The 9880-nt window shown below is 42.6% G+C and carries 10 protein-coding genes and 1 tRNA gene; 2 read left to right on the top strand and 9 right to left on the bottom strand.

Annotated elements, in window-relative coordinates; all coding sequences use genetic code 11:
• Positions 1–113: 113 nt before the first annotated feature.
• From B8983_RS09490 to thrS, 9 genes are all read right to left on the bottom strand, one after another.
• A tRNA-Pro gene (locus tag B8983_RS09490) sits at positions 114–190 on the bottom strand.
• Positions 191–207: 17 nt separating this feature from the next.
• Positions 208–591 carry a MerR family transcriptional regulator gene (locus B8983_RS09485; protein WP_084283908.1) on the bottom strand — a complete coding sequence of 128 codons (384 nt, stop codon included), beginning with the start codon at positions 589–591 and terminating at the stop codon, positions 208–210.
• On the bottom strand, positions 575–886 hold the full coding sequence (locus B8983_RS09480; RefSeq protein WP_084283907.1) for an integration host factor subunit alpha: 312 nt from the start codon (positions 884–886) through the stop codon (positions 575–577). The genes B8983_RS09485 and B8983_RS09480 overlap by 17 nt, the downstream gene beginning before the upstream one ends.
• 37 nt (positions 887–923) lie before the next feature.
• Positions 924–3407 (bottom strand): phenylalanine--tRNA ligase subunit beta, encoded by a 2484-nt coding sequence (gene pheT / locus B8983_RS09475; RefSeq protein ID WP_084283906.1) that lies wholly within the window; start codon positions 3405–3407, stop codon positions 924–926.
• A 20-nt stretch (positions 3408–3427) separates the two neighbouring features.
• Positions 3428–4486: a phenylalanine--tRNA ligase subunit alpha gene (pheS, locus tag B8983_RS09470; RefSeq protein ID WP_084283905.1), complete on the bottom strand. Its 1059-nt coding sequence runs from the start codon at positions 4484–4486 to the stop codon at positions 3428–3430.
• A gap of 11 nt (positions 4487–4497) precedes the next feature.
• The gene (gene rplT / locus B8983_RS09465; protein WP_084283904.1) at positions 4498–4863 is read right to left on the bottom strand and encodes a 50S ribosomal protein L20; all 366 of its coding nucleotides are present in this window, start codon (positions 4861–4863) and stop codon (positions 4498–4500) included.
• A 23-nt stretch (positions 4864–4886) separates the two neighbouring features.
• Entirely contained in the window at positions 4887–5084 is a 198-nt protein-coding gene (gene rpmI / locus B8983_RS09460; RefSeq protein ID WP_084283903.1) for a 50S ribosomal protein L35, read from the bottom strand.
• 192 nt (positions 5085–5276) lie between these two features.
• Positions 5277–5798: a translation initiation factor IF-3 gene (gene infC / locus B8983_RS09455; protein ID WP_084283902.1), complete on the bottom strand. Its 522-nt coding sequence runs from the start codon at positions 5796–5798 to the stop codon at positions 5277–5279.
• A gap of 112 nt (positions 5799–5910) precedes the next feature.
• The gene (gene thrS / locus B8983_RS09450) at positions 5911–7827 is read right to left on the bottom strand and encodes a threonine--tRNA ligase (RefSeq protein ID WP_084283901.1); all 1917 of its coding nucleotides are present in this window, start codon (positions 7825–7827) and stop codon (positions 5911–5913) included.
• A 274-nt stretch (positions 7828–8101) separates the two neighbouring features.
• On the opposite strand from thrS, the gene B8983_RS09445 reads away from it, so the two are divergent.
• Both B8983_RS09445 and B8983_RS09440 read left to right on the top strand, forming a co-directional pair.
• Entirely contained in the window at positions 8102–9229 is a 1128-nt protein-coding gene (locus tag B8983_RS09445) for an XRE family transcriptional regulator (protein ID WP_084283900.1), read from the top strand.
• Positions 9229–9825 (top strand): hypothetical protein, encoded by a 597-nt coding sequence (locus B8983_RS09440; RefSeq protein ID WP_143736153.1) that lies wholly within the window; start codon positions 9229–9231, stop codon positions 9823–9825. The genes B8983_RS09445 and B8983_RS09440 overlap by 1 nt, the downstream gene beginning before the upstream one ends.
• The last annotated feature ends 55 nt before the right edge of the window (positions 9826–9880 follow it).

The following is a 9880-nucleotide window of genomic DNA, read 5'->3' as shown; positions in this document are numbered from 1 at the left end:
AAAACTACCGACTGAGAGTCTTGGCTTTATGCGGTTGGAATGGAGTAATTAATCGTGTTTAATAAATGCTCATCCCCCGATTATGGTGAAGAGCCGGTAAAAGTAATATTAATTGGTCGGGACGGAGTGATTCGAACACTCGACCCCTTGCACCCCATGCAAGTACGCTACCAGGCTGCGCTACGCCCCGACTGAAAAATGATTATATCAGTTTGTAACTTTCTTCTTCTCCGAAGTGCTACTCAGAATGCTTAAAACAGCCTCTAACTCTGATCTGATTTGCCACTGACTCTCTAATTCTTGGAGACGATTCTTGGCACCATGAATCGTAAATCCTTCGTTATAAAGTAAATCACGGATACGACGGATTAATACCACTTCATGATGTTGATAATAGCGACGATTACCACGTCGCTTCTGTGGTTTTAACTGATTAAACTCTTGTTCCCAGTAACGTAGTACATGGGGTTTAACCGCACACAAGTCTCCCACTTCACCAATCGTAAAATATCGTTTTGCTGGGATCGGAGGAAGCGATTGCTGTAAAACTGACTTTAAGTCTTTTACAGGAATTTCACTTGCTTGGTTCATTAGAGTCAATTGCATCCTTCAATTTTTGGCTAGCATGAAAGGTTACAACTCTTCTAGCGCTAATCGGAATAGACTCACCTGTTTTAGGATTTCGGCCTGGTCTGGCAGTTTTATTTCTGAGCTGAAAATTACCAAAACCGGAAATTTTCACATCCACGCCCCGCTCTAAATTGGTCGCAATAATCTCAAAAAAAGAGTCAATCATTTCCTTGGCCTCACGCTTGTTAAGGCCGACATGATCGAATATAGCTTCAGAAAGCTCTATTTTCGTAATGGTTGTAGATGTGTTTTCCATGGTTTTCTCTATATGTTTTTTTATTAGAAATTAAATATTACCGTAGTCTTGCAGAAAATTGAACAAGAACTTTCTCTAAAATTCCAGAAATTGCTTGCTCAACCTCTTGATCTTGCATAGTTTGTTCCAAATTTTCCAGAGTCAACCGGAAGGCTAGACTCTTTTCATCTAAGTTCATTCCACCCGGACGCTCTTGAGTAGGTCTGAAATCATCGAATAAAATAATCTCGGTCACCAGCTTTGGCGCCGCGGCTTTCAAGGCAGATAGGACCTCTCCGGCCGCAATCGTAGACTTCAGCACGATCGCTAGATCACGCTTAACGGCTGGGAAACGACTTAGTTCCGAAGTACTTGGCAAAGGGATGGCTGATACGGCAGCCAACTCGACTTCAAACATCACTGGTGCAGAAGATAGCTCCAAAGTTTGCTGCCATTTAGGATGAAGTTCACCGATTACACCCACAGGTTGCCAAGTCAACTTGTTGTTCACGATGGTTTGTAATTCAATCGTAGCGGCGCGACCAGGATGGAACGCTGGATGATCCTTCAAAGCCACCGTCCTGATGGTCAGAGGTGCTAATACATTCTCAAGGTCTGCTTTCACATCAAAGAAGTCAACAGGTCTCGCATTGCCCCCTTTTTGACCCCATTGCTCACTAAACAAACTACCATAAGCAATCGCACCCATCATCAGGGTTTGACGATTACCAATCGTGGTCGTTTCAGAATCTTGTACTTGCGCATCTTTACTAAATACACGCCCTACTTCAAACAAACGTACACGAGCCGCTTTACGGCTTACATTCGTTTTTAGATTATTCAGCAGTGAACCTAACAAGTTACTACGCATTACAGCAAACTGTTCTGCAATTGGATTTAACACTCTGACTGGCTCTTGATTGCCAGCAAACTGTGCTTCAGATGCTTGATCAATAAAGCCGTAGTTCACCACCTCTTGATAACCTGCTGCAGCTAGGGCATGTCTATAGTGATGAATCGAGCGTTGTTTTTCATTCGTCGATTTCACAACCAGTGCAGCTTGTGGCGCAATTTCTGGAATATTCTCAAAACCATAAATCCGCGTTATCTCTTCAATTAAATCTTCTTCAATCGACAAATCAAAACGATAAGCTGGCGGTTCTACAACAAAAATTTCTTGTGGTGTACCTGGTTGTTTTCTGGCATAGGCAAAACCTAAGCGATCAAAGTATTCCGCAATTTGCTGAGCAGTAATTTCAACGCCAACAATCTTTGCTACTCTAGCTACACGTAACTCTACCGGAGCACGGTTTGGTAAGGAGAGGACTTGATCAGAAGCAGGACCAGCCGAGCCTCCGCAAATCTCTAGAATTAATTGCGTGAGATAGTTTAAGTATTTGACGGTGGAGCTTGGATCCACACCACGCTCAAAACGATAGGCTGCATCCGTTGAAAAATTCAAAGCACGAGCACGACCTTGAATGGCAGAAGGCCACCAAAACGCAGACTCTAAATAAATGTCCGTGGTCTCTAAAGTCACTGCACTCGCATCACCACCCATCACACCGGCTAAACTTTCAATGCCAGCGCTATCCGCAACGACACCGAGTGGCAAACCAGCATCTTTGAGCTGAATCATTTGACCATTGAGTAATTTCACGCTCTCATCCGACTTACCCCAACGCACAGTAATGTCACCTGTGATTTTCTGTAAATCAAACACATGAGTCGGTTGACCCACTTCAAGCATGACGTAATTCGAAATATCTACTAAAGCAGAAATACTGCGTTGACCAGCGCTTTCTAAACGACGCACCATCCAACTTGGAGTAGGAGCTTTCGCATTAACGCTTTTAATAACCCGTCCCGCAAAACGACCGCATAAGTCTTCGTCGATTACCTCTACTTTTACCGTATCAGAACACGTTTCTTTAATCGGTAACAAATCCAAGAGTTCTAGAGGAGCACCTGTCAAAGCGGATACTTCACGGGCAATCCCGAGAACTGATAAACAATCCGCTTTGTTAGGCGTGAGTTTAATCGTAAAAATCGTATCATCTAAATTGAGATACTCACGAATATTTGCGCCAACTGGTGCGTCAAGCGGCAGTTCTAAAATACCAGCATGATCATCACCCAGGCCGAGTTCACGACCGGAACATAACATGCCACGACTTTCTACCCCACGTAGTTTGCCCACTTTAATCGCAAAAGGCTTACCACCCTCCTCAGATGGTGGTAACAATGCACCAACCATCGCACAAGGAATCTTGATGCCAGGACGAGCATTCGGCGCACCACAAACGATTTGCAACGGCTCAGGAGATAAGTCACCGACCGACACTTTACATACTCTGAGGCGGTCTGCATCAGGGTGTTGAGTGGCTTCTAAAATTTCAGCAATCACGATGGAGCTAAATGGCGGTGCCACTTGACGTGTTTCTTCCACTTCAAGTCCAGCCATGGTTAATAAGTGGCTGAGCTCCTCAGTGTTAATCGGTGGATTAACAAATTGGCGCAGCCATGATTCTGAAAATTGCATAGAAGTACTCCGGTATTTATTTAAGCAGGGAACTGCGCTAAAAATCGAGTATCGTTTTCAAAGAAAAGTCGAAGGTCATCCACCCCGTAGCGCAACATGGTTAGGCGCTCAAGTCCAGAACCAAAGGCAAAGCCAATAAAGACTTCAGGATCAAGTCCCATGTTTTTAATCACTTGGGGATGTACTTGTCCAGAGCCAGAAATCTCTAACCAACGTCCTGCAAGTTTGCCCGACGGAAAAGCCATGTCGATTTCTGCAGAAGGTTCAGTAAATGGGAAATAAGAAGGTCTAAAACGTAACTGGAGCGCATCATCTTCAAAAAAGGCTTTTAAGAAGTTGGTGTAAATGCCTTTCAGTGCTGCAAAAGACACTTCACGGCCAATCCACAAACCTTCTACTTGATGAAACATCGGGGAATGCGTCGCATCACTGTCCACTCGGTAAGTTCTACCTGGGGCAATGACTTTAATATCGGGCAAGGTATCTAAATTACCGTGCGCTGCTAAGTGTCTCGCTACCGTGTGGCTCGCAAAACGAATTTGCATTGGACTGGTATGCGTTCTAAGGAGCAATTGTTTACCGCTTTGATCATGCCCTTCTACATAGAAGGTATCTTGCATCGATCTTGCTGGATGATTCTCAGGGCTATTTAAGGCAGTAAAGTTATACCAGTCATTTTCAATCTCTGGACCTTGCGCTACTTCAAACCCAATCGAATGAAAAATTGCTTCAACGCGTTCCCAGGTCCGCATCACAGGATGCAAGCTGCCAACGTGTTGGCCACGACCAGGTAAGGAAACATCGATTGATTCTTGGGAGAGGCGGAGTTGCAAAATAGCTTCTGCAATCGCATTTCTCTTGTCCTGCAAAGCCGTTTCAATGGCGACTTTAGCAGCATTAATTTTGGCACCCTCGGTCTTCCGAGTGTCCGGATCCATCTTGCCTAAACCTTTGAGAAGTTCGGTGAGAGCACCGGACTTCCCTAAGTATTTAGCTTTGATATCTTCGAGCGCAGCAGAGTCCACCGCTTCGGTAAAACTCTGCTTGGCCTGTGCGACTAGTTGATCTAAATCAACCATAACAGGCGGGGTTACGCTTGAACGGTTAAGACAGTCTTAATCTTTGCTACGAGAGCAGCAAAGGCAGGCTTGTCATTGATCGCCATATCAGATAGAACTTTACGGTCCATTTCGATAGAGGCTTTCTTCAAACCATTAATGAAGACGCTGTATGAAATATCGTACTGACGGGCTGCAGCGTTAATACGCGCAATCCACAATGCTCTAAACACACGCTTTTTGTTACGACGGTCACGATAGGCATATTGCCCAGCGCGCATTACCGCTTGCTTAGCAATACGGAATACGTTTTTACGACGACCACGGTAGCCTTTAGCTGCGTCGGTTACTTTTTTATGACGGGCACGTGCTGTGACCCCACGTTTTACTCTTGGCATTTGATTCTCCTAATTTCGATTATTTAAGCGTAAGGCAACATTGCACGGACAGCTTTCACGTTTGTCTCGTGAACTTCTGCTGAACCACGTAATTGGCGCTTATTCTTAGTTGTTTTCTTCGTTAGGATGTGGCGCTTGAACGCTTGACCACGCTTGATCGATCCGCTTCCACGAACGACAAAGCGTTTTTTCGCACTGCTTTTACTCTTCATCTTGGGCATGAAATGCTCCCCTTCACTAATTTGTATCGCTCAGGTGGTAATCTAGATACGACTACACTTTTAAAACCCAGCCACACTTATATTGAGTTTTAGCTCAATTCTTACTGCCCCAAGTGATATTTTTATCACTCGGTTACTGCAATCTATACGAACTTAGTTTTCAAACTTACTTTTCGAACTAATTTCTCGAACTTACTTCTTCTTCGTTGGAGTTAAGACCATCACCATCTGTCTGCCTTCCATTTTAGGGAACTGCTCAACAGTGCCATGTTCCACTAAGTCCAACTTCAATCTTTCCAACATTCTCATGCCAATTTCTTGGTGAGCCATTTCGCGTCCTCTAAAACGAAGCGTAATCTTCGTTTTGTCGCCATCCTCTAAAAAGCGGATTAACATTCGCAACTTCACACCATAATCACCGTCATCAGTTCCTGGCCTAAATTTGACCTCTTTGACCTGAATCACTTTTTGCTTTAACTTGGCCTCGTGTGCTTTTTTGGCTTCTTGATACTTAAACTTGCCATAATCCATCAATTTGCATACAGGCGGTTGCGCATTCGGGGCAATTTCGACAAGATCAGTCTCTTGTTCTTCAGCTAATTTTTGCGCATCAAAAATCTTAAAAACTCCTAATGCTTGCCCTTCCATCCCAACAAGTCGAATCTCAGGAGCATTAATCTCCCTATTGATACGGTGTAATTTATCAGTAGCGATGTTACTTACCTCTTTCTATTTTTATAATCAATAGCTCTTCATACTGAATCCCTTAACAGGACTCTTTGGGCTTTTAACTGGTACTTTTCAGACTTTGCTGTCCAACATTGTCTCAATGTTGAGCTTGGTGATGAACATCTTCAACTAGCTTCTTCTCAAAAGCTTCGATTGTCATCACGCCTAAATCGATTCCACCCCTAGCACGAACAGCAACTAAGTTGTTTTCCTGCTCTTTATCACCCACAACCACTAAATAAGGGTGTTTTTGTAGAGCATGGTCTCGTATTTTATACGTTATTTTCTCATTACGCAAATCACAGTGCACTCTAAAGCCTTGTTTCTTCAGAATTTGAGTAACTTTTTTGGCATATTCAGCTGAATTATCAGAAATATTCATGACCACGACCTGGGTTGGCGCCAACCAAGTTGGCATCGCACCGGCATGATTTTCAATCAAAATACCGATAAAACGCTCGAGAGAACCAACAATCGCCCGGTGTAACATCACCGGTGTTTTACGCGTGTTATCTTCTGCTACATATTCCGCACCTAAACGGGTTGGCATCGAGAAATCGACCTGCACGGTACCGCACTGCCAAGACCGACCAATGGAATCTTTTAAATGATATTCAATTTTTGGACCATAAAAAGCGCCTTCGCCAGGCAACTCTTCCCAACTAGTACCGGACAAACTAATTGCTGAGCGCAGGGCATTCTCTGCTTTATCCCAAATAGCATCCTCTCCCACCCGCTTTTCAGGACGCAGGGCGAGTTTGACGGCCACTTCCGTGAAGCCAAAATCTTTATACACACTGCGTACCACTTGATCAAACGCAGCCACTTCGGACTGGATTTGATCTTCGGTACAGAAAATATGACCATCATCTTGGGTAAAGCCACGTACCCGCATTAAACCGTGCAAAGCACCTGAAGGTTCATTACGTACACACTGACCAAACTCACCAAAACGCAGGGGTAAATCACGGTAACTATGTAAACCGGAGTTAAAAATCAAGACATGGCCTGGGCAATTCATTGGTTTTAAGGCGTAAGTCCGGTTTTCCGACTCGGTGGTGAACATGTTTTCTTTATAGTTCTCCCAGTGACCTGACTTTTCCCAAAGGGCACGATCCAAAATTTGTGGTGCTTTGACTTCTTGATAGCCGTGATCTTGGTAGACTTTACGCATATACTGCTCAACTTGCTGCCAAATGGTCCAGCCTTTTGGATGCCAGAAGATTAAGCCAGGTGCTTCTTCTTGGAAATGGAATAAATCTAATTGACGACCTAATTTACGGTGGTCACGCTTTTCAGCCTCTTCCAACATGTGTAAGTAGGCTTCTTGGTCTTCTTTTTTAGTCCAAGCAGTACCGTAAATACGTTGCAACATTTCGTTCTTACTATTACCGCGCCAATAAGCACCAGCTACTTTAGTTAATTTAAAGACTTTGAGCTTACCAGTACTCGGTACGTGTGGCCCACGGCATAAATCGGTAAAGTTGCCCTCTGTATAGAGCGATACGTCTTGATCGGCTGGAATCGCTTCAATGAGTTCAGCTTTATAGTTCTCACCCAGTCCTTTGAAGTAAGCAACGGCCTCATCTCTGGATACTACTTTTCTGGTGATGACTTCATCTTTTTTAGCGAGTTCAGCCATCCGCTTTTCAATCTTGGTTAGATCTTCAGGCGTAAATGATCCTTCTTTATAGGAGAAGTCGTAATAAAAGCCGTTATCGATGACTGGACCAATGGTGACTTGTACATTGGGGTATAACTCTTTGACCGCATAAGCTAACAAGTGCGCAGTCGAGTGGCGGATGACTTCAAGACCTTCAGGATCTTTATCGGTAATGATGGCGAGATTACTATCCTGCGTGATTAAATGGCTGAGATCCACTAACTGGTCATTCACTCGGCCTGCTAAAGCAGCCTTAGCGAGGCCAGAACCAATGCTTTGCGCAACGCCAGCAACGGTTACTGCTTCTGGGAATTCTCTTTTTGATCCATCAGGTAAGGTTACAACAACCATTATTACTCCACTATTGATTTACGAGCACTTGCAATAAAAAAGCGCGATCGCGGTGAGGCTCTTCGCGCCATGTTGCTAAAGATCCCTATTTTAGAGCCTTGGCAATCACAATCCTAATAGTTTAACGAATTTTCGTAATGTTCCCTGAAATTGAGATAGTTAAAGAATTTAAAGCTTCAGCCCTTCCCCAAAAACAGTTAGAAAACACCATATTAATGCTAGATAAAACTGATTAAAACTTGATTAAACTTGATTATGGAAATACAATGAAGAGATGAAAAAAATTATTAACACTGCATCCGTTAGGTCAGTTTTAACATCAAAAGGTTGGGATCAAAAGCGTCTTTCTAAAGAATTAGGCGTAAGCTCTCAAGCCATTACCAATTGGTTAAAGGGGGTTGATTTTCCTAGGCCCGATAAACTGTTAAAACTCTCCATTACGCTTTCCTTACCATTTTCCGATTTAGTTCATACACCCAATATCGAATTACCAGTAGTCGCTTTTAGAAAACGGGCTGGAACCAAAACAACCCAAGATCATATAGAACGCGCACAACTCACTGGGGCATTGTTACGCCCCCTAGTACCCTATTTATATCCTTTAAATTCTTTAAGAACCAAGATTAATTCACCTTCCTTGGAATATCTAGATTTGCAAAAAGCGGTAGCAAGTGTTCGTGAAAAGTTGGGGATCAAAATCGGTTCAATAGTCTCCTATAACCAGCTGATTAAGGAATTTTCTAATAATGATGCCGTGATTGTTCCGGTGATGTGGGGTATTAAATCAAAGCATGAAAATGCTTTACATATTTTGCTTAAATCAGAGAAAATCACCTTCGTATTCCTGAACCTAGATACGTATATTGAGGATTTTAAATTCTGGATGGCGCATGAATTAGCACACGTATTTACACCAGAGTTAGCTGGCACTAATGAGGGTGAAGATTATGCAGATGCCTTCGCAGGTGCCTTGTTATTCCCTAGAGAGTTAGCTGAAGAAACTTACTTAAAGGCCGTTACTAAACCAACCTCCTCTGCTCAAATTAAAGTCTTGCAGGAATATGCGCATGAACATCAGATTTCATTGCACAGTATTTTTCTACAAGTTGGTAGTTATGCCAAAGCACTAAATCTTGCCGCACTAAAGATAGATTCGAAATCCATCCATGCCACTCGCTGCATGAGTCGCGGAAAATTGGTCAACCAAATTCTATTTAATCCAACACCGCCTGAACCAAAAACTTATATGGCTACAGCCAATAAAATCTTTCAAAGCTCATTTTTTGACGCACTAAAAAAAATGATCGTAGAAAAAGGGACTGGATCAGGTTATTTACAGCAAATATTAGATATTTCTATTGGAGATGCAACTGCCCTACATCAAGAACTAATAGGCAAATAATGGTTGTAGTACTTGATACTTGCGTCTATTTACGCCTAGCAAAACGCATCAGACCATTTTTAGGGAAAGAGTTTGGTCAAAAAAATTATGTTCTTAAAGTATTACAAGTAGTTGAAAAAGAAGTCAAAAGAAATTCAACCTTAAGTTTTAAGAATCCATGGTTTGATGAGAATGAATTTTTTGTAGAAAGAGATTCTCACTCAATGAGGATGTCCCCCCAAGAAAAAATAGATATGTCATTGATAAGATCAATTTTCAATGGGTATATCCTAGAACACCTGAATGAATTTATGATTGGTGGACGCTCACCACCTGGATCCGCTGATTGCGAAGTACTTGCCTTTGCTTCAATAAGAAATGCGATTGTTGTGACAGATGATATTGGACTTCATCAATTAGCGATTGCATTTAAGATTCCCGTTTGGCATGGTTATGAATTACTCAGCAAGCTCTTTGCAGCGAAGGTAGTAGATAGCAATCTCATTAGAGAAATATTCGACGCTTTGGAGCGTAATAAAGATTTAACCCAGACTTGGGAAGAAGCTAAATACAGTAAATTTAAAAAAGTATTTGGAAACAAAAAAGAAGCATTGTGAGATTCGAAATAGCCCCAAGCTTAAAAGAATCACCTTATGTCATATTTTTACGTAG

This window comes from Polynucleobacter kasalickyi, assembly GCF_900176405.1.
GTDB lineage: Bacteria > Pseudomonadota > Gammaproteobacteria > Burkholderiales > Burkholderiaceae > Polynucleobacter > Polynucleobacter kasalickyi.
Note: the sequence above shows the minus strand (reverse complement) of the source record. Positions and strands in the feature narration are given on the sequence as shown.

Excerpts from the sequence above, each read along its gene's own strand:
- B8983_RS09480 (WP_084283907.1), bottom strand. The coding sequence starts at position 886 with ATGGAAAACACATCTACAACCATTACGAAAATAGAGCTTTCTGAAGCT.
- pheS (WP_084283905.1), bottom strand. The coding sequence starts at position 4,486 with ATGGTTGATTTAGATCAACTAGTCGCACAGGCCAAGCAGAGTTTTACC.
- rplT (WP_084283904.1), bottom strand. The coding sequence starts at position 4,863 with ATGCCAAGAGTAAAACGTGGGGTCACAGCACGTGCCCGTCATAAAAAA.
- thrS (WP_084283901.1), bottom strand. The coding sequence starts at position 7,827 with ATGGTTGTTGTAACCTTACCTGATGGATCAAAAAGAGAATTCCCAGAA.
- B8983_RS09445 (WP_084283900.1), top strand. The coding sequence starts at position 8,102 with ATGAAAAAAATTATTAACACTGCATCCGTTAGGTCAGTTTTAACATCA.
- pheT (WP_084283906.1), bottom strand. The coding sequence starts at position 3,407 with ATGCAATTTTCAGAATCATGGCTGCGCCAATTTGTTAATCCACCGATT.
- B8983_RS09485 (WP_084283908.1), bottom strand. The coding sequence starts at position 591 with ATGAACCAAGCAAGTGAAATTCCTGTAAAAGACTTAAAGTCAGTTTTA.
- B8983_RS09440 (WP_143736153.1), top strand. The coding sequence starts at position 9,229 with ATGGTTGTAGTACTTGATACTTGCGTCTATTTACGCCTAGCAAAACGC.
- rpmI (WP_084283903.1), bottom strand. The coding sequence starts at position 5,084 with ATGCCCAAGATGAAGAGTAAAAGCAGTGCGAAAAAACGCTTTGTCGTT.